Genomic DNA, 26,600 nt, shown 5'->3' with positions numbered 1-26,600 from the left:
CTACTGGCGCTACTGGACCTACTGGACCTACTGGTGCTACCGGCGCTACTGGCGCTACTGGACCTACTGGACCTACTGGTGCTACTGGCGCTACTGGCGCTACCGGACCTACTGGACCTACTGGTGCTACCGGCGCTACTGGCGCTACTGGACCTACTGGACCTACTGGTGCTACTGGCGCTACCGGACCTACCGGACCTACTGGCGCTACTGGCGCTACTGGCGCTACCGGACCTACCGGACCTACTGGTGCTACCGGACCTACCGGAGATACTGGACCTACCGGACCTACCGGCGATACTGGACCTACCGGACCTACTGGCGCCACTGGTGCTACCGGACCTACCGGCGATACTGGACCTACCGGACCTACTGGCGATACTGGACCTATCGGACCTACTGGCGCCACTGGTGCTACCGGACCTACCGGCGATACTGGACCTACCGGACCTACTGGTGCTACCGGACCTACCGGAGATACTGGACCTACCGGGCCTACCGGCGATACTGGACCTACCGGACCTACTGGTGCTACCGGACCTACCGGCGATACTGGACCTACTGGACCTACCGGTGCTACTGGACCTACCGGCGACACTGGACCTACTGGGCCTACCGGCGATACTGGACCTACCGGACCTACCGGTGCTACTGGACCTACCGGCGACACTGGACCTACTGGGCCTACCGGCGATACTGGACCTACCGGACCTACTGGACCTATTGCACCTACAGCTCAGCTTAGAGGACTTCAGGCTCAGCTTACAGTCGGTGCGGAGGTAGGGGAGGTAGCAGATGGAAGCCCTGTTATCTTTAATGCTGTTTTAAACGATCAAAGCCTTAATATTTCTTACAACACCGCTACAGGTGTTGCTACAATTAATGCTACAGGTAATTATTATGTAACATGGTGGGTCTCCACAGACGGAGCAGGCCCATCCACTTTTGTAGAATTCACGCTTGAGATTAATGGTAGCGGTGGTATAGCTTCAAGTTCACCAATCGTTACAGGTCAGTTAAACGGATCGGCATTAGTCACAGTGGGAGCTATTCCTGCAACCCTCCAACTTGTTAATACAACTGGTCAGACTGTATTTTTGGGTACGACTCCAGTAATTGCAAATATTGTTATCTTGGAAGTTGCAGTACCGTAAAGCACCAAACACGAAACATTTCTGAAACTAAAAATCACCAACAAAAATATGCGTCGGAATTAACACCTCCGGCGCATATTTACTATAAAATCATATGATTCATATCCTTATTGGACTCCTTCTACATAAGAGGAGCAAATAGCCTTAATGCACGCCCTGCAAATCTCTCATGCCAGGGATAGCTTCTTACATCTTCCAGACTGACACTTCTGCACTCCTTCAAAGTCTCCTTGAAATCCCGATTGATATCCCGGATTACTTCATTACGATATAAATAAGCAGCACATTCAAAGTGAAGATAAAGACTTCTAAAATCCATATTTATAGTTCCCACCACAGCTTTTGTGCCATCACTGCTAAATACCTTACCATGAATAAAACCTGGCTTGTATTCACTAATTTGAACACCTGCGCGAATCAGTTCCAGATAATGGGACCTGGCAAGCAGAAATGCATATTTTTTATCCGGTATACGTGGCATGATGATAACTGTCTCAACCCCTCGTTTGGCCGCAAATGTAAGAGCCTTTACCATTTCATAATCAAGAATCAGATACGGTGTCATGATATATACATATTGTCTGGCTGAATTAATGATATCCAAATAAACCTGTTTACCTATCGTTTCCCCATCCAAAGGGCTGTCCCCATAAGGAATCACAAATCCCTCACGACTAAGCTCCAGTGGGTAAAAATACTCTGGATCTTTTAGATACTTCCCATAATCACTCGGTTCCTTCTCTGAGATATCCCACATCTCCAGAAACATCATGGTAAAGCTGGTAACCGCATCTCCCTTCATCATGATTCCCGTATCCTTCCAGTGACCAAAACGCACCTTCCGGTTAATATATTCATCCGCCAGATTAACACCACCTGTAAAAGCGGTGTGACCATCTACCACAAGTATCTTTCGATGGTCCCGGTTATTCTGGTAAGTGGTTAACGCAGGCTTGATGGGAGAGAATTCTTTGGCACTTATCCCCTTTTCCTTCAATTCATTTACATAGCCGCTGGGTAAGAGAGTTAGAGAACACATTCCATCGTACATGAAACGAACCTCTACCCCTTCTTTCACTTTCTTCTCTAAAATTCCGAGAATCTCGTCCCACATTTGACCTCGCTCAACGATAAAAAACTCCATAAAAATAAACCGATTTGCAGCCTCCAGTTCCTTTTTCATCGCCTCAAACATGGTTTCGCCCAGAGAAAAATACCGGACATTTGTATTACCATAAACAGGATAATGACCAGTATTTTTAATATATCTGGCCAAATTCGCATCCTGCCTGCTAATCTTACTTAACTGATCCATGACTTTTGAATTTTGTTTTAAATATTGTTCCGTTTCTTCCATATTGGCCTGATGTTTTTTATTGATAAGTTTACCAATAATTTGAAACTCCGCAAACAGATAAAACAAAATCCCAAAAACAGGAACTGCAGCAATTGGAATCATCCAAGAGAGCTTAAAACTAGGATTCTCCTCCTTGTTGAGAATGTAAATAATGACCAGTGCACTTAACAGTGTAAAACCACCATAAAAATACACGATGTAGCGACTTAAAAAGCGAAAAACCCAAAAAAGTATGGCCACTTGAGCAATAAGAGATACAACTCCAAATGTAGTACGGCCAAAAATGATCCTCAGCATCCCCCTGATTTGTTTCATACTCTTAACCTCCATATGCCCGTCTAAAAACTTCAATATGATCCTATTAGTTTATCATATATGGAAATGGAAATAAAGTACCAATTCACTTCTTGAATTACCACCCCAACTACAGTATAATGAAACCAATAAAAATTATCAAAAGGAGACCGGTCATGGATAAATCAAAGGTTTATTACACAAACTTTCGTACCACTTTTCGCGAAAACCTGCCACAAAAGCTCAAACGACTGATAACAACGGCTGGAATGATGGAGCAGATTGATTTCCATAATAAATATTCGGCAGTTAAAATTCATTTTGGAGAGCTTGGTAATCTTTCCTATCTGCGCCCCAATTATGCGAAGGTTGTGATTGATCTTATAAAGGAACAAGGCGGCAAACCATTTTTAACAGACTGCAACACCTTATATGTAGGAAGCCGTAAAAATGCCTTAGATCATCTGGATACCGCTTACGAAAATGGCTTCTCTCCTTTTTCTACTGGCTGCCATGTTTTAATCGCCGACGGATTAAAGGGAACGGATGAAAGTCTTGTTCCAGTAAATGGGGAATACATAAAGGAAGCAAAAATTGGAAGAGCCATAATGGACGCTGATATTTTTATTTCTCTCACTCATTTTAAGGGACATGAAAGCACTGGATTTGGAGGCGCATTAAAAAACATCGGAATGGGCTGCGGTTCAAGGGCTGGCAAGATGGAGATGCACAACTCTGGAAAACCTCATGTGTTTGAAGAAGCTTGCATCGGCTGTCATGCGTGCGAGAAAAACTGTGCCCATGGTGCCATTTCCTTTCAAGAAAAGATTGCTACTATTAACCATGACCTATGCGTGGGCTGCGGCCGTTGTATCGGCGTATGTCCAGTGGATGCAGTCGAAACGAATTTTGATGAATCCAATGATATCTTAAACTATAAGATTGCGGAATACACCCAGGCAGTCATAAAAGATCGTCCAAACTTCCATATCAGTCTAGTTATGGATGTCTCTCCTTATTGCGATTGCCATTCGGAAAATGATATCCCTATTATCCCCGATGTAGGCATGTTTGCATCCTTTGATCCAGTCGCTCTTGATATGGCGTGTGCCAATGCCGTAAATCAGCAGCCTGTGATGGCAGGAAGCATTCTGGAGAAACATGGAAGCCATCACCACGATCACTTTAAAGATACCCATCCAAACACAAACTGGCAATCTTCCATCGAACATGCTGTGAAAATTGGCCTGGGCAATGAAGAATATGAATTAATTACGGTTTAATGCAAAAAGAGAGAGCCATGCTCTCTCTTTTTTATTCCTCAGCTTTAAAGCGAAAGGTTCCAGCTTCGCTTAAAGGCACCTTGTCTCTTCCAATCTGCCATACCGATATTTCAGAATCAACCACTTTATGCTCAGGAACGTTTTTCGCAATGATTAATTGGGGCCATACAAAGGTGGTTTCTGTCATTTTACCATCTAAGCATACTTTGGAGTATGGCGTAAAATTATTTCCGTATATCAGCACATTGGAATCGTTATAAACCACATGATCAATGGTGATGTTATCCACACCCATTTTTAGATTTGAAGTTGGGTATGGATTTACCCCACCATATACTTCATGATCTCCATAAAGGATATCATACTCTAGTGTTTTCATATCCCTTAAATAGCCTTCATTGTCCGCATTCTTATCTTTTAGATGCTTCTGATGAAATCTCATCATCGTTCCCTCATGAACATTCAGCATATCAAGGACATGCGCAGCAAGCTGATACGCCTCCACATCCTTTTTTACAACGGGAAGATTCATATTATTCCATACCACGTATTCCGTCTGGAAAAGAGAACCGTTCTTCATCTCATTTTCAGACCATTGAAATCCAGGCAAATGATCTCCATACATAACCAAGACCGTAGGTTCTTTCCTGGTTCGCAGGGTATTTACTAGAGAACGCACAAACTCATCCATCTCACCGATCTGCTGACAATAATACTCAAAACTCGGATATTTCCCGTGCCCCTGTACAGATATGGTGTAAATATAATCAGGGCTAGGAGTGGAATCCAGAGTTTTAATAATTTCTCCAGTCAAAATCTTATCCTTACACCAGCCAGTTGGGTTTCGCTCTGAATTATTCATATACTCAATGGGTGTAAATGTATCAAAGCCAAGCTGTGAAAACACCCTATTTCTGTCATAAAAGGTTGCCTCATTATTATGTATCGCATGAGCACTGTAACCAATATTTTTCAGATCAAATGCAACACTTTCTGCCGAAGTCTTCTTTAACACAGTCTTATATGGATATTCTCCCGGGCCAAAAAAATCCAGATTCATTCCAGTGATAGACTCAAATTCAGTGTTGGCAGTTCCAGCACCAACGACTGGTACATTCAAATAACCGCTGGGATAATTCTTCTGCAATTGGTGAAAAAATGGAATTGGATCGTGTTTTACAGGATTCTTTTTCCACAACATAGGATCAAAAAATGATTCCAATTGAATCATAATAATATTTGGTTTAGTGCCTTCTAATAAAGCAAAGGTATTATCCTGGACCAATTCTTTATCTTTAATAGTCTCCATGGCTTCATTACTATATCCTTCAGGCTTAGAGATTCCTGTATTAAAGATTGAATTGGAAAAGCAGTAAGCAAACCCATACGTCCTAAATCCGTCTCCAATATTACCAAAATGAACCGCTACAAGGCCAGTTTTCATGGATAGACTAGTCGCACCAAGAACAGTTACGGCACATGCGATTATCATAACCGAGCCCAATCGATACCCTACTTTATCTTTGGATATCGGCGCTTTTCGCCAAACAAACAAAAGTAACGTTGCTGCAAGGGCAAACCCAAGTACCATCAATATAATTTGTAGCCAAGTAAAATAAACGGTAGCCAAACTGACGGCATACTTAACCAGTCGAAAATCCGCCGCTGTAAAGGGGGTTGTCCTAAAAATAAGTAATATCCCGTTTGTCACTCCCAAAAATATCCACATGACCGATATAGCGATACAGCTGAAAACCTTTCTTTTTGTGATAAATACCAAAGTAAAAGGCAGTAGCATGATTATGGTATTCAACAAAAAAATTAGATATCCATTTCGCATATAGGTATAAAGGCTCGTCAGAGATTTTCTGGCCGCCAGTTCAATCAGTATATTAATTAGGGCAGAAAGAAATAGAAGCTTTCCTAGCCACCTGACATTTGATTTCATATTATACCTCTTTATATCTTTAATCATTAGTGAGTCGGGTCTAGTCTATCACATTTTACATCAAATTTACATACTTTTTTACAAAAAGCAAAAATTGACAAAAACAGGGACCGGCTTCAAAGCCGATCCCTGAAATAATTAATTCTTTTCTTCCGTAGATTCAAACGCTTCTTCATTCACCTTGTTGATCCCAGAAGCTAGATTCTCTTCTTCCGATAATACGGGTTCTTCTGGTTCCACAAATGTCTCTTCATTCGTTACCGAACTTGCGGAGGCTTCCTTTACGTGTGCCCCGCACTTCCCGCAGTAAAAGGAATCCTTTAGAATCTTTGCACCACACTCTGCACAGATACGGGTTCCCTCGCTTTGGGTCAGTTCCATCTCCAGAGCGGCAATTCTTTCCCGGCTGGCCCTGATGGCTTCGTAAGCCTTTGCATACGCTTCCTCTGGTTCTTCGTTCGCTTCATAGAATTGTTTTCCGATGACTGCATAAGCTTCATCTAGCTTCGTTTTTTCAGCACTGATCTGTGTCTTTAACTGAATCGTCTCAGTCAACGCTTTTGCCTTGGTAGCGACCTCTTTGCCGGTATCGCTGAGTGTCTTCCCCAGCTCTTCCAAAAATGCCATCCGTGACTCCTCCTTTGACTTTTACTTCCCTTATTTTAACTTTATTGGAAGAAAAAGTCAATGAAAGACTGCTTACTGTTCTTTAATTATCTTTTGAATCTCATTTTTTAACGTTTCTGGAAGTTTATCTTTAGGGATTGTGTATTGTATCTCAATTTTGCTTCCATCAGATGTTGAAACAGCAGAAAAGTTCACCGGATCATACCTGTAATCAATAAATGGATTCATGTTAGAATACTCCTCCACAACCGCATCTTTCATAATCTGTTTAATTTCTTCCGGATCAGAGATGGTCAAATACTGGGAATCCGTATTTTCCCCTGTTTCCTTATACATGTAGAACTGGAACTTATCAATATTAATTTCATTGACTCGATTTAAGTCATTCCAACTATCTACATCAATCTTATATTCCTTTAATAGAGCAAGAGTCTTTATAAAGGATGGATAAATAGGATAATACCCTCTTTCAACTAGATGGCTGTATTGCCAATTATTCTGGGTATCTGTCTTAAGTTTTGCCACTTCTGCCTGCTGCTTTGTTATAAATTGAATGGACGCAATTGGATTTTCCTTTTGCATGGTATCGGCTTTCAAATTCATAAGCTCATCCTGATAAGTTAAGAGTAATTTATCTGTTATAGCCTTATCTGTTCCGTTTCTATCCATGCTCACCACTGAAGTCTGACCTCCTCTAGCAATTTTGACGCCAGCGGTGTCGTCCGTTGTCTGGGCGAGTATGGGGTATACCGCCTGCCTGAATTCAGGATTCTCATATAACTGTACAATCTCCTGACGGTACATATCTCCCGACACTTCATACGTGCGATAAATGTTCTTTCCGTTATTAAGAGTATACTTCACTGAGAACCTATAAGTTCTTACATTCTTCCCATCGTCATCAACAGGTAACTCTTGCTGGTTGAACCGAGAGCTGTCTTTTAATTGACTTATGGCTTCGTTGACAAGTGTAAGGACCGGTTCCGTATCTTTTAATTGCATATGGCTAAAAATGTAATCATCTGAGGTTATATATTTCCAATCATAACGATCCATTTCATCCTGAGGCACTTCTATTCCACCGTAGTTAATCCAGTCATTGGCATTTTCAAAGGATATGCCAACATACTTGATTGAATCTTTTGCCGGAACATAACGATCATATCCAAAAAGGTCATAACGGAAGCCCAAGAATATGGCTCCTGCAAAAACCGCACACACAAGCATTTGCTTCCAGTTACAAAAGAGCTTACGGAAATCAAAATGATAGATAATCTCTATGGCACAATGTGATAGCAATAGTCCACAGATAAGTCCAAATACGGCCCAACCCAAGGTAGAATGAATTAACCAGAAAAAGATACTTCCACTTAGGGAGGCAAGGATTACAATGGGAATTCGTATAATAGGCATGCTTATCTTAAAAGCCATGGCTTTTCCAGCAGATTCTGATCCCCTTTTGCTATAAAGCCAGAAAGAAAGGAAAGCCAATATCACAGTCACAACAATAACCACAACAATCCGTAGTGTAGACCCTTCTAAAGTCCTACCAGATTTCATACCAGCCACATTTGCCACAAAGAAGAACAAAGGGGACGTTTTATCTAACATCATAGTAAATAAGGATTTGCTTCCCTGGTAACTGGTTTCAAAAAACTGTTGATAACATAATTCTAAAATAGCGAAAACACTGGCTCCATAAAACTCAAATACCAGAGTGCCAAGAATTCCTACTAAAATATTTCCTGTCAAAATCATGGCAAGCACAGTTACTGTATACAGAAGGAAATAATGGATTACGAAAAGGCAAAGACCCTTTATTCCAGCTCCTGCGATTTCTGACGTCAAAATACCATTGACCGCGGCAACGCCATATGAAATCAATAAATTAAAAGCATAAGCAACAATTACAATAAAAATTCCATTGAAATAATTAGCCCAGAACAATTTTTTCCTACTCACTGGTACACTGTGATAAAAATCCACTTTCTGTCTGGAATGCAGATAGGAAAAGCTGGTCACTGCCATGATTAAGGACAAAAGAATAATAATTGCTACGATATATCCATTCTGAAAGCTCAACCACTTCTCAACAACTGCTATTGTATTTTTCCTGGTCAATTCATCCTTAATTCCATCTCCTAGGTTTAAGGCTACTCCCACTGGAAGCGTGAAGAAAAATAATAAAAAAGCAACTGCCACAGACCAAAGGCGCTGTTTTACATCTTCTTTTAACAAATTAAAAAATAAGTTTCTTGATGTCATAACCGGCCACCTCCGTTTCACTAATAAAGATTTCTTCTAAAGATAATGGAATCATTTCGTAGAAGACTGTCTGGTAGGAATCCATTAATTCCTCTACCTCTTCTTTGCTTCCCCGAACCGTTAAGGTATAGAGCTTACCTCTTTTTTCCGTCTTAATGCGGTTTAGCGCAGTTAAGTCATCTTCCGTCATACCTTCTTTTAATACACACTGCACCTTGTGAATATTAAGTTTCATATCATCTAAATCTCTTGAAAGAAGAATTCCTCCCCTGTGAAGAAGGCCCACATGATCACAGATATCCTCAAGCTCTCTTAAGTTATGGGACGCAATAATGGGAGTCAAATTCCGTTCCGCCATATCATTGGCAAAAAGACTTTTCACCGCCTGGCGCATGACTGGATCTAATCCGTCAAAGGTCTCATCACAAAGTAGATAATCCGTATTTGCACAGATTCCGCAGATCACGGAAAGCTGTTTCTTCATTCCCTTTGAAAATGTCTGAATCTTTCTTCTCATATCAAGTCCAAACTTCTCCATCAGACTGCGAAAACGCTCCCTGTCAAACTTTTTATAAACCCTGGAGTAATAGTTCATCATATCAGATGGTGTGGCATTATTAAAATAATACTGGTCATCGGAAATATAAAAGAAGCGCCCTTTTACCTCTTCGTTTTCATAAACCGGCTCTCCATCAAAGGTTACAATTCCTTCATCCGGCTTTAATATTCCGCTTATCATTCTAAGAAAGGTACTCTTTCCTGCTCCATTGGTTCCTATCAAACCAAAAACACTTCCGTCCTTTATCTCAGCACTTACGCGATCGACGGCAACAATGTTATCAAATTTTTTCGTAATATTATCAGCTTTTATCATTCTATCTCTCCTCCCCCTGTTAAATATTCTTGCTTTATCCAGCCTTTAGCAATCCAAGTATGGACTTTATCTTCTGTAAAACCTGATCTTTTGGCCTCATCAATCCATTCTCCAAGCTTAATCCTAAGCTCATTGTTCTTTAGTGCCTGAATGGAACTTGTATCTGCCACAAAGCTTCCTCTCCCTTTCACTGAATAAATAAAACCCCTTCGCTCCAGCTCTGCATAAGCTCTTTGAATGGTGTTGGGATTTATGGATAAATCAGTGGCAAGGTTCCGCACAGACGGAAGCTGACTATCTTGTTCCAATACGCCACATATCATTAAGTCCTTTAACTTTTCTACAATTTGTTCATATATCGGCCTGCGATCTTTATAGTCCAGCAATATCATATTCGACCTCCTATATCTGTATTAATACATCTAATACACTAAGGATAGCAAAAAACCTCTGATCTGTCAACCAGAGGTTTCCAATTTTTAACTTCTTCGATCTTCTACAATAAGAATACGTATGGCATTTTGTTCCAGGCTCCAGTTAAAAACATACATGGTATAAGAAACATTCCCTCTAATATAAATGTTAGAAGTCAATATAATATTACCGCTGTAGATACTGCTGCTTGTCACAGACACCATATAGTAACCGTTTGTGACGTATTGGAAATTTGTTACCTGCATGTAATTTACATCGTGGTAAATGATATTTCCTCCGTTGAGCAATACATTTATCTTTCTGTTCGTTATCGAAAGGTTGCAAACCCGAAAGCACCCAGTATTAATGCCTCCGTTGCACAAATAATCATCAATTACCATGATATCTAGACCTGTATCCGTATTGATAATTGCCACAGTTATGGCTCCATTTGTAGGTACCTGAATTTGTTTTTTTATATACACATAGTTATTGTCATCCGTTACACTAATGGTCTGGGTCTCAGCAGATACCCTTCCATATTGACTCATATCCCCGTTATCCAGCCCCTCAACCGCCAGTTGATCATTAATATATACCATAAAAGGAGGATAGTTTGCCGCTGCATTTAGAAGCCTTACAAGCCCTACCTGATCTGAATCGCAAAAATAGCAAGGAATAATTGGCTTTGGAAACATCGTAATAATCGAGTTCCACGTACCGGCATTACCACTTTCATCAGGAGAGTAAGGATCAAAAGCAGGCGATTCTACCTGAGGATCCGGTACCAATATGTTTGGCTGCTCTCCATCTGGAGAAACAGGTCCCGTCTCAGTTGATGTATCATCATTCCCAACGTCAGGCGCAAATTTCAGTTCTTTTGAGGACTGCTGAGGTGTTGATTTTGTGATTTCGCCTGAATCAGGACCATTATTCATATAAATTATAGTACCCATAGAAAACCTCATATATAATCGTTATATAATAAGTTTATTCTTACAATAATGAGCAGTGCCTGTCTTCTTGCTTTTGTTTGTCTTAAACCATAGAACAAGAAAATATTTATGAATATTATCGCTGAATTCGTTTTATGATTACTTAGCTTTTTCGTTAAATATTTATTTATTTTTCACGGATGAGGAGCTTTTTTATTAAATTGGTATCTGCAATTCTGTAACATACTGGTTATGGTCGTTTGTCATTCCAGCATCAATCATTGTTATCTCAATGGAATCCCCTTTTATATGCAAACCTGAGTCCATAAGATAATTTAAAAGCATGGCATAATAAGAGGAGGCCTCTTCATGGGTACCACGATATCGAACCGTTGCATACACACCTTCCTGCAATACCACGTCTTTGTTCATGAAATCATCCTCGTCCTCCAAGATTACAAAAATAGAAGAAAAATACTTAAACTCTCCATTCTTTAAATCCTCCTGGCTAACCGATACCCCCACCTTCCCAAGAAAGATAGCATCATCAAGGTAAGTTTTTTTGCTTATATCCCGGATAAGTGGCTCTAGATCCTCCTCACGAGTAATTTTCTTCTCTAATAAAACAATCTCTCTTTGCGGTATCTGCTTTACTATAACTTGTCCGTATGGAGCTGTTAATGCAGCTTCTATTTGTTCCATGCGATTCGTAATTTTCTTTTCAATCCGTGATAGCTGCTCACGTTTTTTTAATACTCGCTCACGTTGCTCTTCAAAAATTGATAATATTGTACTAACTTCTTTCTCATTTAAGAAAATCAAGATTTTTTCCAAAGGGACATCCAAAGCACGCAGATATTTGATTGTATTCAGGCGCTCAAACTGAACCGTAGAATAGTAACGGTAATTTGTTTCCTCATTCACATATTCCGGTTTTAAGACTCCAATTTCATCATAATACCGAAGCGTTCGTATATTCATGTGAAAAAGCCGGGCCATTTCCCCTATGGTAAATAACGTCTTTTTACCAACTTCCTTACAATTTTTATCTGACATGTTTCAACGCCTCCTGATATTAAATGATTTAGTTATCTTATTCTAAATCCAGTTCCCTTTGGGTTCTATCCTTATATTTTATCTTACAATAGGTATTTCAGCAATATTTTAATCATAAGGCCATATGAAATAGGGTTTGACTCTCTATTCACTAGAGGGTTTATACTTCCTATATCTTTAAGTTGAAAGGAGAATCATAATGATTGGAACATTTGTGAATGCAGGCATGATTCTTGTTGGCAGTATGGTGGGAAGTGTGATTAAAAAGGGATTGAAAGAGAAATATCAGAACATTCTTTATGACGCTATGGGGCTGGCTGCAACCGCTCTCGGAGTACATGCTGTGGTGAAAAATATGTCAAACAGCAATTATCCGGTTCTTTTTATTGTAAGTCTTGCTATAGGTGGCATTTTAGGTACTGCGATTGATATTGATAAGACCTTTCGTAAATTGGTAGAACGATATTCTAAAACGAATCTTTCACAGGGTTTATCCACGGCAATTGTACTCTTTTGTATTGGAACCTTATCGATTTTAGGACCAATCGAAAGTGCTCTGAATCAAAACAATACTTATTTATTTACCAATGCCACTCTGGATCTGGTAACCTCAATCGTATTAGCTTCCACCTATGGACCAGGCATCGCATTTTCTGCTCTGGTGCTATTTGTCTGGCAAGGAAGTATTTATCTACTCGCCAATCAAGTTGCCCCCTTTCTCACGCCTGAATTTATGACTGAGATTTCTATAGTGGGAGGGGTTTTGATTTTGGCTTCTGGATTATCTATACTAAAGATCAAATCCTTTCAGACGCTTAATCTCTTGCCTGCACTATTGGTTCCTATCGCCTGGTTTCTACTGATTCATATTTTCCCCTATGCTTAAGAGTTCCCGCTCACTGACAGCAGATAAAAAAATCGCCAGCCCATTACAGGACTGGCGATTTCGTTTGATCTTACTATCTTATAACAAATCTAAACGATCTGGTCAAAGAGCTTCTATACTTCAATTATTCATTTCCGTATAAAGTAACCAATTTCTGAAGATAATCAAATCTTGCTTTTGCATCTTCCTCATTCTTCGCGAATAATTCAGCTGCTCTCTCAGGATTCTTCATTGCTAAGGAAGCGTAACGAACCTCACCCTTTAAGAATTCCTGATATCCTTCTAATACAGGAGGCTTGCTATCTAAAGTGAATTTCTTTGCTGCAGAAGGATTAAAACGGAAGTTATTCCAGTAACCACATTCAACTGCCAACTTCTCTTCTGTCTGAGCTTTCGACATACCCTTTTTGATACCATGGCTGATACATGGAGCGTAAGCAATGATCAGAGATGGGCCTGGATAAGCCTCAGCCTCAGAAATTGCTTTCACAGTCTGAGCATAATCTGCACCCATAGCGATCTGTGCAACGTATACATAACCGTAGCTCATTGCAATACTTGCTAAGTCTTTCTTGTTTGTTTCCTTACCGCCGGCTGCGAACTGAGCAACTGCACCAGTCTTAGTTGCCTTAGAAGACTGACCGCCTGTATTGGAGTAGATTTCTGTATCGAATACAAAGATGTTGATGTCTTTGCCACTGGCAAGAACGTGGTCAACACCACCGAAACCGATATCATAAGCCCAACCGTCACCACCAAAGATCCACTGAGATTTTTTACTCAGGTAGCTCTTATTCTTTAAAATATCCTTGCCTAATTCACAATCACAACCTTCTAACTCTGCTAATAATTTGTCTGTAGCAGCACCGTTAGTTGCACCAACTGAATAGGTGTCAAGGTATTCCTGACAAGCCGTTTTCACAGCTTCAGAAGATTTTTCGGAGTTTAATATCTCTTCTACCTTTGATTTCAAACCACCTCTAAGGGCATTCTGAGCTAAAAGCATACCATAACCAAACTCTGCATTGTCCTCAAATAAGGAGTTAGACCAAGCTGGGCCCTGTCCCTCAGAATTAACAGTGTAAGGTGTAGATGGTGAAGAGTTACCCCAGATAGAAGAACATCCAGTTGCATTCGCAATGTACATTCTATCTCCGTATAACTGAGTAACTAATTTTGCGTAAGGAGTCTCGCCACAACCAGCACATGCTCCTGAGAACTCAAGAAGTGGCTTTTTAAACTGGCTACCCTTAACACTGTTTTCTTTGAACTTAGTAATAACTTCCTGCTTAATAGGAAGAGTCTGACCGAAATCAAATACTTTCTGTGTCACATCGCAATTAGCTTCCATATTTACCATAGTAAGAGCCTTCTCGCCCTTCTTTCCAGGACAAACGTTAGCACAAGATCCACAACCAGTACAGTCAAATGCAGAAACAGTAATAGCGAACTGATATCCTGGCATACCTGTCATTCCTAGAGTCATCATCTCTTCTGGTCTGCCAGTAGCTTCGTCATCTGTCAGAGCAACTGGACGGATAACTGCGTGAGGACAAACGTAAGCACAGAAGTTACACTGGATACAGTTGTCTGGATTCCAACTAGGAATATTAACAGCAATACCACGCTTCTCAAAAGCAGCAGAGCCTGATGGTGTAGAACCATTCGCATAATCAACAAATGCAGATACTGGTAAGGAATCGCCTTCCTGGGCACTTACTTTTGTCTGAATGTTATTTACAAAGTTAACAACATCCTGCTTTCCTTCTGTAATCATCTTATAGTCAAGACCTTCGTCGGAACAATTCTTCCAGCTTTCTGGTACTTCAACCTGAACAGCACCCTTAGCACCAGCGTCAATCGCTGCCCAGTTTTTCTGAACAATCTCATCACCCTTACGTCCGTAAGTAGCCTTTGCAGCAGCCTTCATCAGTTCAATTGCTTTTTCAGCAGGAATGATTCCTGTAAGTTCAAAGAATGCAGACTGAAGAATTGTGTTAATACGTGTCTGTCCCATACCAGTCTCAATACCGATCTTAACACCGTCAATGGTGTAGAACTTAATATTGTGATCTGCAATGTACTTTTTAACCTGTCCAGGTAAATGCTTATCAAGACCTTCTGCATCCCATGGGCAGTTCAATAAAAATACACCACCATCAACCAGTTCCTGAACCATATTGTACTTACGTACATAGGAAGGATTATGGCAAGCTACAAAGTTTGCCTTACGGATTAAATAAGTGGATTTGATTGGCTTATGTCCAAAACGTAAATGGGACATAGTAACACCGCCGGACTTCTTGGAATCATAGTCAAAGTAAGCCTGAGCATACATATCAGTGTTATCACCAATGATCTTAATGGAGTTCTTATTCGCACCTACAGTACCATCAGCACCAAGACCCCAGAACTTACAGTTAGTTGTTCCTTCTGGTGTTGTAATAATTGGAGTGCCACTTTCAAGAGATAAGAAAGTTACATCATCCACAATACCGATAGTAAATGGAGTTTTTGTTTTGTTCTCATAAACTGCAGCGATCTGAGCTGGAGTTGTATCCTTGGAACCTAAACCGTAGCGTCCTGCCAAAATCTTTACCTGATCAAACTTTGTTCCTCTAATAGCAGCAACAACGTCTAAGAACAGTGGCTCGCCTAAAGATCCTGGTTCTTTTGTTCTGTCTAAGATAGAGATTGTCTTAACAGAATCAGGAATTGCATCGATCAGCGCCTGAGCACTGAATGGTCTGAATAAACGAACCTTTATAACACCTACCTTATGGCCAGCCTTAACCAGATAATCAATGGTCTCTTCAATCGTTTCATTGACAGAACCCATGGAAATGATTACATGATCTGCATCAGCAGCTCCATAGTAGTTGAATAATTTATAGTCAGTACCGATCTTTTCATTCACCTTGTCCATGTATTTCTGAACGATACCTGGAAGAGCTTCGTAATATGGATTACAAGCTTCTCTTGCCTGGAAGAAAATATCAGGGTTCTGAGCAGAACCTCTAATGTTAGGATTGTTTGGATTTAAAGCATTACGGCGGAATTCATCGACTGAATCCATATTTACCATATCTGCTAAATCTTCATAATCCCATGTTTCCACTTTCTGAATCTCATGGGATGTACGGAAACCGTCAAAGAAGTTGATAAAAGGTATCTTACCTTCAAGAGCAGCCATATGAGCGACTGGAGTTAAGTCCATAACTTCCTGTACGCTGGATTCACATAACATAGCACAACCAGTCTGGCGGCATGCATATATGTCAGAGTGATCGCCAAAAATAGATAACGCATGGGTTGCAATGGCACGTGCTGAAACATTGATTACTGCTGGCAACTGCTCACCTGCAATTTTATATAAGTTAGGAATCATAAGTAACAGACCCTGGGACGCCGTATAGGTAGTAGTCAGTGCACCTGCTGTTAATGAACCGTGTACTGCACCTGCTGCACCTGCCTCAGACTGCATCTCTGTAATCTGCACCGTCTGTCCGAAGATGTTTGTCCTTCCGTCTGTTGACCATTCATCTGTGGCTTCAGCCATAGGTGTAGATGGGGTAATCGGATAAATAGCCGCAACATCAGTAAATGCGTAAGACGCATGTGCTGCTGCGTGGTTACCATCCATGGTTTTCATTTTTCTTGCCATTTTAGATTTCCTCCTGCAAATGTGAATATTTAGTAAATAATTCCCGGAATGGGAAAGTGACCTGACATTATTATAACAATTATTTATCAAAAAGCAAATATTAAAACTGGAAATTTAAGTATTCTTTTTGGAACAATCGAAAAAAAGACCGGACAGTGTGAAATGTCCAGTCTTTTCTATCTTAAATACCTATCAGTTCATTGGATTTGGTGGAACAATATTTTCCGTAGCCGAGGAAGCGTCTCCTCCATTATCGGAGGGCCCCTGTGGTTTTGTAGGCTGTGTCTCAGGTGCAGTTGGCTTTTCCTGCTGCCCTTCCGTTGCGGATGGAGTTACAGGAACCTCATTCCCATGAGGAGCCGTTGTTTCCCCTGGATTTTGAGAACCTGTTGGATTACCAGTATCAGACGGATTGGTGCCTGGCACTACTACACCAGAGGTGTTTCTCTTAATAGTAGCTGGTTTTCCCCGGTAAGTGCTGTTATGAAAAAACTCATCACTGGTTACTACACCATCCTTTTTCTTCACCAAATTGGTTACCCACCGGCTTCCCTTAGTTTCCGCTTTAACAATCTTTTGCTCATTGGGTTGTAGTGTCTGGTCCTCCTCATAGTTCGGAGCAGGGGCATCTAGCTCTGCGGTCTTTTTGGAAGACATGGAATAGGTAATTCCATCCTCTAAAATCGGGATACCAACAATGGATATTTTAAGTTTTTGTTTAGAAAAACTTGCTCTGATGGCGATGGCACTGGAAGAACTATTTACGAATTTCATATCCGGTCCACCAAAGCTTACCATAGCATCTTCTCCTGGTGTTACATAGGAAGGTTCATAGCTGTGAGCGTGGCGCTCTGTTGTCGTAAGACCAGAGAAAACCACTGCATTATATAAGGTAGAAGAAACCTGGCATACACCACCTCCTGGCTCTTCAACCAATACTCCGTTTAGATATGCTCCTGCTGGACGGTAACCTTTAGCAGAGGATCTTTCCCCAGTTGCTTTATTAAAGGAAAACTCTTCTCCGGGCTTTAATATCAGACCGTCTAATGCATTAGAGGCCAGTTCGATATTCTTATTACGTTCACTGTTTGATGTGGTTGTGGTACCATAAGTACCAATTGTTTTATAAAGCTTTTTCGCCTGAGCTTCTGTAATCTTTGGAGCTACTTCTTTGCCTGTTGCGGGAATTACAGCCTGAAAATTCTTTGTTTTAAGCTGTGCCAGTAAATCTGCAGTAAGTTTATCCTGATCGATTACAACACCATTTTGTTCACCCGCATAAGTGAATTCTCCAGTTTTTTTGTCAAATCCGGATATGGAACCGTTTTTCGCTTGAACATCCCATTTTTCAGCAATTGCTTTCACTTCAGCCTTAACATCCTCTTCCATTCCATCGAGGCTTAAGGTGTAGCTTTCTTTCGGATCTTTTGTATAAATCTCCTCTAATAAGGCGTCTACCTTTTTATCCAAAAGATTTTTAAATTTATACTCATCGTCTTTATAAGTAATATTTATTTGCCACTGATACTTTTTTTCAATCGCATCACGAGCTTCTTCTCTTGACATTCCTGTAATGGAAACATCCTCAATTTTTACATCCTTTTTTAACTCAGTCTGCTGCACCGTTGATGAAATCACTTCTGTCTCCTTGGCTTTACCACTTCCGACCAACTTAACAGCCGCCATAACCCCGATTACCGAGATAACAGCGATAATAATCCCCAACAACACTTTCGTTATGTCGTACTGAGGACCTCTTCTTCTTTTCTTACCACGTCTTAACTGATTCGAGCCGTTTTGCCTATAGGACTGGCTTGTTCTTCGGCTTGTTCCCTGCGTGTTTCTTTTGTCTTCGTTCTGGGAGGAGTTGGTTCTTCCTCCACCTCTTTGTCTGTTATCCACCTGACTCATTAATTTCACCTTTTTACATGATTATGTAGTTTTACATTGAGTAGTATACCATACTTTGTGGTAAATGCTATTACGATTTTATGAATTTTATTTATTTAGTTTTCGAGTTTTTTCTACATTTTACAGAATGTAAAAAACATGTTATTATAGTGTTACCAAACTATTTCAATTTGGAGGTTTCTATGAATTTAGTTGATTTACACGTTCATTCCAATGCCTCGGATGGAACCTTGACTCCATCTGAGATTGTGTCGCTTGCCGTCAAAAAAAAACTGACAGCCATTGCGCTGACAGATCACGATACCATTGACGGTTTAGAAGAAGCGAAAGAGGCTTCTTTTAACCAGCCCTTAGATATTATCCCGGGCATTGAACTTTCCTGCGTCTATAAAGGTCAGGAAATTCACATTCTGGGACTATTTGTGGATTCTTCCGATCCGCATTTCATTTCAGAAATCAGCGTACTTAAAAATATCAGGGACAAAAGAAATCAGGAGATAATCCGACGCTTCCAGGAAGCCGATATGAAATTTACCCTGGAAGAAGTAACCGCCGGCAACCCAAGGACAGTCATAACCCGTGCTCATTTTGCCCGGGTGCTCTGCGAAAAGGGATATGTTAAAACCATGGATCAAGCATTTAAAAAGTACTTGACTTATGGTTGTCACTTCTGCCCGAAAAAGGAAGATATCACTCCAGAGCATGCCATGAAAATCCTGAAGGATAATCATGCATTTCCAGTTCTGGCTCATCCCTATCTATATCACATGGGAGATAAAAAAACGGAAGAGCTGGTAATGGATTTAAAAGATCTGGGACTTCTTGGTCTGGAGGTTTATCACTCTTCCAACAATTCCTATGAAAGTGGAAAACTAAAAAAGCTTACAAAGCAATACGGACTCTTCCCAACAGGAGGTTCAGACTTCCATGGAAGCAACAAACCTGACATTGATTTAGGCAACGGTCGGGGAGGACTTCGTATCTCTTATCTTCTGCTTGAAGACATCAAAAAGTACCGTCAGGAACAGTTGGAGCTTTAATCAGCCTATTTTTCCTTCTTCCATAAAACCTGCCAATTCTATTGCAAAATAAGTGATTAAGATATCTGCCCCAGCACGGAAGATGCTGACTGCAGATTCGCATATCACCTTTTCTTCATCTATAAAGCCTGCTTTTGAGGCTGCTTTTATCATGGCATATTCCCCACTAACGCTGTACGCGGCAACTGGAACTTCATGTCGGTCTGCCACTTCTCTTATAATATCAAGATAGGAAAGGGCAGGCTTAACCATGATAATATCAGCACCTTCGGATACATCTAGGTCTGTTTCCTTTAATGCTTCTTTCCGGTTATGATAATCCATCTGGTAGCTTTTTCGATCTCCAAAAGACGGTGCAGATCCGGCTGCTTCCCGGAATGGACCATAAAATGCCGAAGCATATTTTGCAGAATAAGCCATAATGGGCACATTTAAGAATCCGGCTTCATCGAGGGCCTCCCTCATGGAGCCGATACGCCCATCCATCATATCAGAGGGAGCCACCATATGCGCGCCTGCAAGGGCATGAGATACTGCAATCTTATTTAAATATTCAAGCGTCTTATCGTTATCCACGTTTTCCCCGCAGAGAATGCCACAGTGGCCATGAGACGTATATTCGCACATACAGACATCTGTAATAATATATACATTAGGATAGTTCTTTCTAATAAAGCGGATTGCCCGCTGAACAATACCCTCATCATCAAATGCCTGGCTTCCACAGGTATCTTTTTGTGCCGGAATACCAAATAGCATTAATTTTTCCACTCCGGCACTTACCAATCGGTCCATAATAAGAGAAAGCCTGTCTACGCTGTAGCGAAACTGCCCTTCCATGGTGGAGATTTCCTCAGTAATGCCTTCTCCATCTATAACAAACAGGGGATAAATCAGAGACTGCTTGGAAACTCTTGTTTCCCTTACCATTTTTCTCAAAGTATCCGATGTTCGCAGCCTTCTTGGTCTGTATAATAAATCCATTTATCTTACCTCCATTTTATTCCTGTCCTATTATACACCCTCTTTTATAAGATTCAAGTAATTCTTGCAGTCAAATGAAAAAATGCTTATAATAGTATTTGTATAATACGAAATAGAAATGAGGTACCTTTATGGAAGAACTGTATCAGGCAATAGAAGAAACCATCCGCATGAGCGGTTATAACGGCCCAGTGAATGGGGAAGAGATTTATAATGAAATCAGTGATGAGATTGAAGACAAAGAACCAGGTGCTTATGTCTTCATGTCCAAAAAGACAGATGATATTTTTTACGAATACAAAATACAGATTTTTGATGACCAATTTAACTTGAGTTCAATGGATGTTCATACGCCCACCCAGGTCTTTCATGCAGACTTTGATTAAGGCATTTTCTTAATTTCATATTGTAGAATCTGGGAATCATTGGTATAATATAAGCGTAGAAACATTGACATTTCCACCCCTATCCTAAGGAGGGATTTATATGAAAGTTCATAATATTAAAGATGTTGAGAAGTTTTTTAAAGTCATCGAGGAATGTAAGGGAACAGTAGAATTGGTTTCCTCGGAAGGGGACCGAATCAATTTAAAATCAAAACTAAGCCAGTATTTTTCTATGGCTACTATCTTTTCCAACGGCTTCATTGATGAGCTTGAGCTCGTTGCCCATGATCCGGAAGATGTAGAACGACTGATCAAATACATGTATCAAGGAATATAAAACTTAAAATCCCCTGGAATCTTGGACCGATGTTGCAATGCCAAGATTCCAGGGGATTTCTTATGGTATTAAGGTTTTTTTACTTTTGACTGCCTTCTCTTTTTTTAGTCTCACATTGACTGCTTCCCGTAGAAGGGTATACAATACAGAGCTCAAAGGAATGAATATAAGCATTCCCACGACTCCCATGGTGCTGCCTCCAAGGGTGACAGCTACCAGTACCCACATAGAAGGAAGACCAACAGAATTTCCAACTACATGAGGATAGATTAAGTTTCCTTCAATCTGCTGAAGTACAAAGAATATGATAAGAAATATCAATGCTTGCAGAGGCTGAACCATGAGCATTAAAAACGCTCCGATCGCACAGCCTATAAACGCTCCAAACATAGGTATCAACGCAGTAAATGCAATTAATACGCCGATTAAAAGAGCATAGGGAAGCTTAAAGATGGATAGTGTAACAAAAAACATACTTCCAAGTATCACTGCCTCCAGACACTGCCCCGCAAAAAAGTTGGCGAATGTAGTATGGACAAGATCCAGTATTTCCAACGTGCGTGTAGTCACTGCATCCGGGAGATAAGCTCTCATCACCGTTTTAAACTGGCGTGATAACGTTTCTTTCTGTAGCAGAATATAAACAGCAAATACAAAACCAATAACAAAGGTGGTAACCCCACTTATAATAGACATAGCTGCGGATAGTGTAGATGATAACACCGTTCCTGCCCCATTGGATAGAAACTCTACCACTCGGTTTAAAAAGGATTTCCAGTCTATTTCAATGCTATTAATATAATCTGCAACTTCCGGGAACTGGGCAAATAGCTTCTCTGCCTCAGTTTTAACTCCTGTTAAGAACGCAGGCATGCTATTTTGCAAACTTAAAAGAGTATCAATCACCTGAGGCATAACTACGAAGGTAACCAAAACTACAACTCCAACCACAAAGATGATGGAAATACATAAACTTAATGGCCGAAGTAGCTTGCTATCTCTCTTTAAAGGCAAAAGTGTTTCAATTCTCTGCATAGGAACATTGATAATAAATGCCATAACCCCACCCAGTAAGAATGGTGTAATAAATCCAAATATCTTTACAACGTATCCAAATACACTTCTGTAGTTAAAACCTATAACTACGGCTGCCACTGCAAATACAATCAGCCAACGAATTTTCTTAATTGTAGCCTCACTTAACTCCATCTTGTTCTCCTTTTATCTCGTTTACAAATATCTCTTCTATCTCCTTTGCAAAAGCACGGAAGGTTCCCTGTGCCATCAAAGAATTTCCGCCACCACGACCGCTAAGCTTCTCATTTAAAACCTTTGATAAGGAACGCATATCCATTAAGCTGCTTCCAACTGCATACTGATACATATCATCTGCACCGGAACACACAAGAACCACATTTCCTTTTTGCGCTTCATACAGCATGGTACAAAGTTGTCTAAGTTGAACCGGAGTTAATCCATCTTCAAATACTGCAAGAGGCTGTTCAGATATGGGATATTCCAACACTTTTCTCTCTAGTAGCTCCTTAAACAAACGGCCAATCAAGCCGTCCTTTTTCAACCCTTCCTCTTTTAATTTATCCACTGCATCCAAAATCCCATCAGGCTTGGCCGATAAAAGGGCAGAAATAGTGGATACGGATTTCATTTTCTTACGATAATCAAGAAGGGCCAACTTCCCACACAGCATTGACATTCTTACTCCGCCTTTGTAATTCATAAGACTGGTCACTTTTACCATGCCAATCTCTCCTGTATTCATTACATGAGTTCCACAACAGGCACAAACATCTCCATTTGGAATTTCTATGATACGGACCTGCCCGCTTAATTCTTTTTTGCTGCGGTAATCCATAGAAAAAAGTTCTTCTTTGGAAGGATAACATTCATTTATGGGTACATTTTTCCAGATAAGGTCATTTACCTCTTCTTCGATAGCTTCTGCCTGATCCCAAGTAAGCACTCCATTAAAATCTACTGTAATCTCGTCTTTTCCCATATGAAATCCCACATTATCATAACCATAATGTTTATGTACGATGCCGGACAAAATATGCTCCCCGGAGTGATTCTGCATGTGGGAGAACCTTCTATCCCAGTCTATGATTCCTATCAACTTACTTCCAGGCAATAGCTGCATGTCAACGATATGAACAATCCCCTCTGCCCTTTCCTGGACATCAAGAACCTTAGCTTCTCCAAGCCTGCCTGCATCTGCTGGCTGGCCACCGCCTTCTGGGTAAAACGCTGTCCGATTCAAATAAACCTCGTACTGTCCGTTCTTTCCCGGCCTGCAGTCAACGACTTCGGCTTCAAAATTCGTTACATATGGTTTTTCATAATATAATTTTTCCATCTTCTGCACCTCTTTTTCCTGTTGTTACTTATTATACACAACAATTGGATAAGTTCAATCACATGAAAACTAAATTTTTTCAAAATATTTGGAAACAGTGGCAAGCTGACATTCATACACTTACATTGTAAACAAAATATTTGGAGGAACCAATATGAGTGATCTGGCAGCAACTAACTGTGGATGCGGATGCGACAACGGAGGATGTAACAATGGAAGTGGCTTTAATTTTATATGGCTTATCCTGATCCTTTGCTGCTGCGGTGGCGGCGGCAATAGCGGTTGTGGCAACAATTGCGGTGGCGGTTGTGGCGGTAATGATGGTTGTGGTAGTTGGATTTGGATCATCATTCTTCTGTCCTGCTGCGGCGGCGGTGGCGGTTTTGGTGGTTTTGGTGGTGGAAATAATTTCTGCTGCTAAAAACGAACATAAAATGGGGCCCGATTCCTTATGAATCGGGCCCTGTTTTCATCCGTTAGCGGCTCTGGCCGCCGTTCTGGTCTGGCCTCATATATGGGCCTTGGTTTTCGCTTCCCTTACTGGGGTTACGGGTCTGTTTCCTCTTCATACACTCATCATCAATTTCGTATACGGCATTACCATCTATAATTAATCTACTTCTCATATCAATATCACTCTCCTGTAATACTAATATATGCAGCCGCATATATTGTCAACAAGAAAATTAAGGATCTTAAGCTATGAACGATGAACAAAATATGCGCGCTAATGATCTAGATTCTCGCATCGAAAATAATCATTTACAGATGATGAAGGCCGCTCTGCCTTTCATGGAAGCGCCTCAGCAGCGTTTTATCTCTTACTTTGTTAAATTCAACGAGCTGCAGCGCACTATAAACCTATTTGAGGAGGAAGAGGTCGCAACTATGGGAATCTGTTCTGCCGATAATCGTCAGTCACCAGACTCTCCCATCGAGATGCTTAACACCATCAAGCACTTTGCTAACCAGAACGAACAGGACTTAATAGACTTAATCCTCAATACTTTTCAGGGATTTAAAATTGCGGGTGCGTATCAGGACTTTGTCCCTACTTCCAGCGTCCCTGTACAGGCTCAGTCCGAAGGAGAGAACAAAACGCAAAATACCAAGCGTCAAAACAATCCTTTTGGCAGAATGCCTTTTGATCAGATAAAGAATTTTATGCCACCAGAACAGCAGTCCATGTTTGACACAATGCAGCTAATGATGTCCGCCATGCAGCAGATGAATTAACACGCCACCAGAAGAATTTACATATTCACGCAGAAAGGAAGATCGCAATCCATGAACTCAAACTGGAAACAGGACCCAAGGCTTAAAAAGATGAATTCCCAGAAAATTGCTTTGCTAAACGAATTTGCTAACCGGGTAGAAAAAACCCCACAAAACCAGCTCATGACTACACTCATGTCTTTGAACGCAGAAGCTAGTCAGAAAGGGATCCAATTTAATAACGAGGAAACCGACCTGCTCATCTCTATTATGAGTGCTAACATGTCTCCAGCGGAGAAAAACCGTATGGAGACCCTCCGCATGCTATCAAAGAACCTAATGAATCGGAATAAGAAGTAAAAAAGGGACATTATGGTTGATTGTAAAATCAACCATAATGTCCCTTTCCCTCTATTCTTCTATCTTCGCTTCTTTAATCCGCTTTTTTAAGAATAATAAAAATGCTGCACCACAGGCACAAAGAACCACTGCACCAATTACTGAGGTTGCAAACCCTAGTTTATGTACAATGACTTTCCAGTTATTTCCTGCCGCTGCTCCCATATTTACAAGTATCAGGTTCCAAAATAACGAACCGATAAAGGTAAATAAGATAAATATTGGCAAGTTCATCTTAGAAGTACCAGCTGGCAGTGAAATGAGACATCTTAAGACTGGAACGCATCTACAAAACAATACCGAATATTTTCCTTTTTTTTGAAACCACTCCGTGGATTTATAAATATCGTCTTTTTTAAAACCAAGGAGCCTTCCTAGTTTTGTATCCACCAAAGCAGCCAGCCTATCTTCCGATATAAAGCGTCCTATGCCATATAGCCCAAGAGAACCCACTACCGATAAAACAGTGGCGTCTATGATGACTCCTGGCACTGTCATGGCAGTTTGAGTGGTCATAAGCCCCGCAAATGTCAACACAAGTTCTGACGGAACAAAAGGGAGAATATTTTCAAGTACTACAAAAACCATGATTGCAAGATATCCGTAATGATTCATTGCCTGAATGATAAATTGATCCATTTTAATGCCTTTCTATGAAAAGGACATTATCAGCCATATTAATATGCCATAATGTCCTTAATGTATGTTATTTAATTGATATCGCTTGATTGATTAAAATTACATTGATAGTATAGGCTACATATGCGTTATCGTCAAGGTTATACAAACTTAACAAAAGATTTACCTGAATTTGATACCGCCAGATAAGCTATGTATCTTACCTTATTTCCTATCAACTTAAACATTCTTCATGTCTGGAATATCAAACTTAATGTTTATTTACAGCTTATTCGTACATTGTAATCTTATTTTTCATCTAATAAATGAAACAACTCATCCTGATCAAAATACAGACCACTGATCGTTAGATCATTAACTATTTTATTTATCATAAAAAGTTGACATTCTTTATCCCACTTGCTTAGCTCACTCTTAATCGTATCAAGCCCACCTTGTTTGTTAAATCTATAGCGATCTTTTAAGCATTCAAAATAATACTCATATTGATTGGTGAAATGTTTATTACTTACTTCTTTCATCTTCTCTAAATCTTGTAATGTTTTCATTGGTCTTCTC

Annotated in this window: 25 protein-coding genes; 9 read left to right on the top strand and 16 right to left on the bottom strand. The window is 40.4% G+C overall.

All coding sequences use genetic code 11. The annotated features are described in order from the left end of the window. Positions 1-783 (top strand): hypothetical protein (locus BET01_RS18195; RefSeq protein WP_243117268.1); only part of this gene is annotated, 783 nt, incomplete at its 5' end. Between the two features lie 492 nt (positions 784-1,275). Here the strand turns inward: BET01_RS18195 and cls are convergent. Then, positions 1,276-2,826, bottom strand: a complete 1,551-nt coding sequence (cls, locus tag BET01_RS18190; protein ID WP_120198291.1) for a cardiolipin synthase — start codon at positions 2,824-2,826, stop codon at positions 1,276-1,278. Positions 2,827-2,981: 155 nt separating this feature from the next. Here cls and BET01_RS18185 point away from each other — a divergent pair, with 155 nt between their 5' ends. Continuing rightward, complete coding sequence (locus tag BET01_RS18185) at positions 2,982-4,088, top strand: DUF362 domain-containing protein (RefSeq protein ID WP_120198290.1); 1,107 nt, start codon at positions 2,982-2,984, stop codon at positions 4,086-4,088. 31 nt (positions 4,089-4,119) lie between these two features. Here BET01_RS18185 and BET01_RS18180 read toward each other — a convergent pair whose 3' ends face one another. From BET01_RS18180 to BET01_RS18150, 7 genes are all read right to left on the bottom strand, one after another. Beyond that, positions 4,120-6,036, bottom strand: coding sequence for an LTA synthase family protein (locus tag BET01_RS18180; protein ID WP_120198289.1), 1,917 nt, complete (start codon positions 6,034-6,036; stop codon positions 4,120-4,122). Between the two features lie 138 nt (positions 6,037-6,174). Beyond that, positions 6,175-6,663, bottom strand: a complete 489-nt coding sequence (locus tag BET01_RS18175; RefSeq protein ID WP_120198288.1) for a zinc ribbon domain-containing protein — start codon at positions 6,661-6,663, stop codon at positions 6,175-6,177. A 72-nt stretch (positions 6,664-6,735) separates the two neighbouring features. Then, entirely contained in the window at positions 6,736-8,928 is a 2,193-nt protein-coding gene (locus BET01_RS18170; protein WP_120198287.1) for a DUF6449 domain-containing protein, read from the bottom strand. Next, a complete protein-coding gene (locus BET01_RS18165) occupies positions 8,903-9,802 on the bottom strand; it encodes an ABC transporter ATP-binding protein (RefSeq protein ID WP_120198286.1) in 900 nt (299 codons plus the stop codon). The genes BET01_RS18170 and BET01_RS18165 overlap by 26 nt, the downstream gene beginning before the upstream one ends. Continuing rightward, on the bottom strand, positions 9,799-10,194 hold the full coding sequence (locus BET01_RS18160) for a GntR family transcriptional regulator (protein WP_120198285.1): 396 nt from the start codon (positions 10,192-10,194) through the stop codon (positions 9,799-9,801). Before BET01_RS18160 ends, BET01_RS18165 begins: the two co-directional genes overlap by 4 nt. 87 nt (positions 10,195-10,281) lie before the next feature. After that, positions 10,282-11,172 (bottom strand): DUF4397 domain-containing protein, encoded by an 891-nt coding sequence (locus tag BET01_RS18155; protein WP_120198284.1) that lies wholly within the window; start codon positions 11,170-11,172, stop codon positions 10,282-10,284. Positions 11,173-11,367: 195 nt separating this feature from the next. Further along, complete coding sequence (locus tag BET01_RS18150) at positions 11,368-12,207, bottom strand: MerR family transcriptional regulator (protein WP_120198283.1); 840 nt, start codon at positions 12,205-12,207, stop codon at positions 11,368-11,370. Between the two features lie 199 nt (positions 12,208-12,406). On the opposite strand from BET01_RS18150, the gene BET01_RS18145 reads away from it, so the two are divergent. Then, complete coding sequence (locus BET01_RS18145) at positions 12,407-13,093, top strand: DUF554 domain-containing protein (RefSeq protein ID WP_120198282.1); 687 nt, start codon at positions 12,407-12,409, stop codon at positions 13,091-13,093. Positions 13,094-13,217: 124 nt separating this feature from the next. Here BET01_RS18145 and nifJ read toward each other — a convergent pair whose 3' ends face one another. After that, positions 13,218-16,757 (bottom strand): pyruvate:ferredoxin (flavodoxin) oxidoreductase, encoded by a 3,540-nt coding sequence (gene nifJ / locus BET01_RS18140; RefSeq protein ID WP_120198281.1) that lies wholly within the window; start codon positions 16,755-16,757, stop codon positions 13,218-13,220. Positions 16,758-16,949: 192 nt separating this feature from the next. After that, complete coding sequence (locus tag BET01_RS18135; protein ID WP_120198280.1) at positions 16,950-18,668, bottom strand: VanW family protein; 1,719 nt, start codon at positions 18,666-18,668, stop codon at positions 16,950-16,952. Between the two features lie 182 nt (positions 18,669-18,850). On the opposite strand from BET01_RS18135, the gene BET01_RS18130 reads away from it, so the two are divergent. Then, positions 18,851-19,708: a PHP domain-containing protein gene (locus BET01_RS18130; protein WP_120198279.1), complete on the top strand. Its 858-nt coding sequence runs from the start codon at positions 18,851-18,853 to the stop codon at positions 19,706-19,708. Here the strand turns inward: BET01_RS18130 and hemB are convergent, their stop codons facing one another. Next, on the bottom strand, positions 19,709-20,692 hold the full coding sequence (gene hemB, locus BET01_RS18125; RefSeq protein ID WP_120198278.1) for a porphobilinogen synthase: 984 nt from the start codon (positions 20,690-20,692) through the stop codon (positions 19,709-19,711). A 131-nt stretch (positions 20,693-20,823) separates the two neighbouring features. On the opposite strand from hemB, the gene BET01_RS18120 reads away from it, so the two are divergent. Both BET01_RS18120 and BET01_RS18115 read left to right on the top strand, forming a co-directional pair. After that, a complete protein-coding gene (locus BET01_RS18120) occupies positions 20,824-21,078 on the top strand; it encodes a hypothetical protein (RefSeq protein WP_120198277.1) in 255 nt (84 codons plus the stop codon). A gap of 100 nt (positions 21,079-21,178) precedes the next feature. Then, entirely contained in the window at positions 21,179-21,415 is a 237-nt protein-coding gene (locus BET01_RS18115; RefSeq protein ID WP_120198276.1) for a polya polymerase, read from the top strand. Positions 21,416-21,475: 60 nt separating this feature from the next. Here the strand turns inward: BET01_RS18115 and BET01_RS18110 are convergent, their stop codons facing one another. Further along, on the bottom strand, positions 21,476-22,624 hold the full coding sequence (locus BET01_RS18110; protein WP_120198275.1) for an AI-2E family transporter: 1,149 nt from the start codon (positions 22,622-22,624) through the stop codon (positions 21,476-21,478). Next, positions 22,611-23,789 (bottom strand): alanyl-tRNA editing protein, encoded by a 1,179-nt coding sequence (locus BET01_RS18105; RefSeq protein ID WP_120198274.1) that lies wholly within the window; start codon positions 23,787-23,789, stop codon positions 22,611-22,613. The genes BET01_RS18110 and BET01_RS18105 overlap by 14 nt, the downstream gene beginning before the upstream one ends. Positions 23,790-23,943: 154 nt before the next feature. Between BET01_RS18105 and BET01_RS18100 the strand changes: the two genes are divergently transcribed. Continuing rightward, positions 23,944-24,210 (top strand): hypothetical protein, encoded by a 267-nt coding sequence (locus BET01_RS18100; RefSeq protein WP_120198273.1) that lies wholly within the window; start codon positions 23,944-23,946, stop codon positions 24,208-24,210. Between the two features lie 55 nt (positions 24,211-24,265). Here the strand turns inward: BET01_RS18100 and BET01_RS21770 are convergent, their stop codons facing one another. Continuing rightward, positions 24,266-24,415 carry a hypothetical protein gene (locus BET01_RS21770; RefSeq protein ID WP_166428745.1) on the bottom strand — a complete coding sequence of 50 codons (150 nt, stop codon included), beginning with the start codon at positions 24,413-24,415 and terminating at the stop codon, positions 24,266-24,268. 76 nt (positions 24,416-24,491) lie between these two features. On the opposite strand from BET01_RS21770, the gene BET01_RS18095 reads away from it, so the two are divergent. Together BET01_RS18095 and BET01_RS18090 are read left to right on the top strand one after the other, a co-directional pair. Beyond that, positions 24,492-25,025 carry a hypothetical protein gene (locus tag BET01_RS18095; protein WP_120198272.1) on the top strand — a complete coding sequence of 178 codons (534 nt, stop codon included), beginning with the start codon at positions 24,492-24,494 and terminating at the stop codon, positions 25,023-25,025. A 51-nt stretch (positions 25,026-25,076) separates the two neighbouring features. Beyond that, on the top strand, positions 25,077-25,364 hold the full coding sequence (locus BET01_RS18090) for a hypothetical protein (RefSeq protein WP_120198271.1): 288 nt from the start codon (positions 25,077-25,079) through the stop codon (positions 25,362-25,364). 51 nt (positions 25,365-25,415) lie between these two features. Here the strand turns inward: BET01_RS18090 and BET01_RS18085 are convergent, their stop codons facing one another. Continuing rightward, complete coding sequence (locus BET01_RS18085; RefSeq protein ID WP_120198270.1) at positions 25,416-26,042, bottom strand: DedA family protein; 627 nt, start codon at positions 26,040-26,042, stop codon at positions 25,416-25,418. 287 nt (positions 26,043-26,329) lie between these two features. Beyond that, positions 26,330-26,590, bottom strand: coding sequence for a hypothetical protein (locus BET01_RS18080; RefSeq protein WP_120198269.1), 261 nt, complete (start codon positions 26,588-26,590; stop codon positions 26,330-26,332). Positions 26,591-26,600: the final 10 nt, after the last annotated feature.

It is taken from the genome of Lacrimispora algidixylanolytica, from assembly GCF_003609635.1.
GTDB classification, from domain to species: Bacteria; Bacillota; Clostridia; order Lachnospirales; family Lachnospiraceae; genus Lacrimispora; species Lacrimispora algidixylanolytica.
Note: the sequence above shows the minus strand (reverse complement) of the source record. Positions and strands in the feature narration are given on the sequence as shown.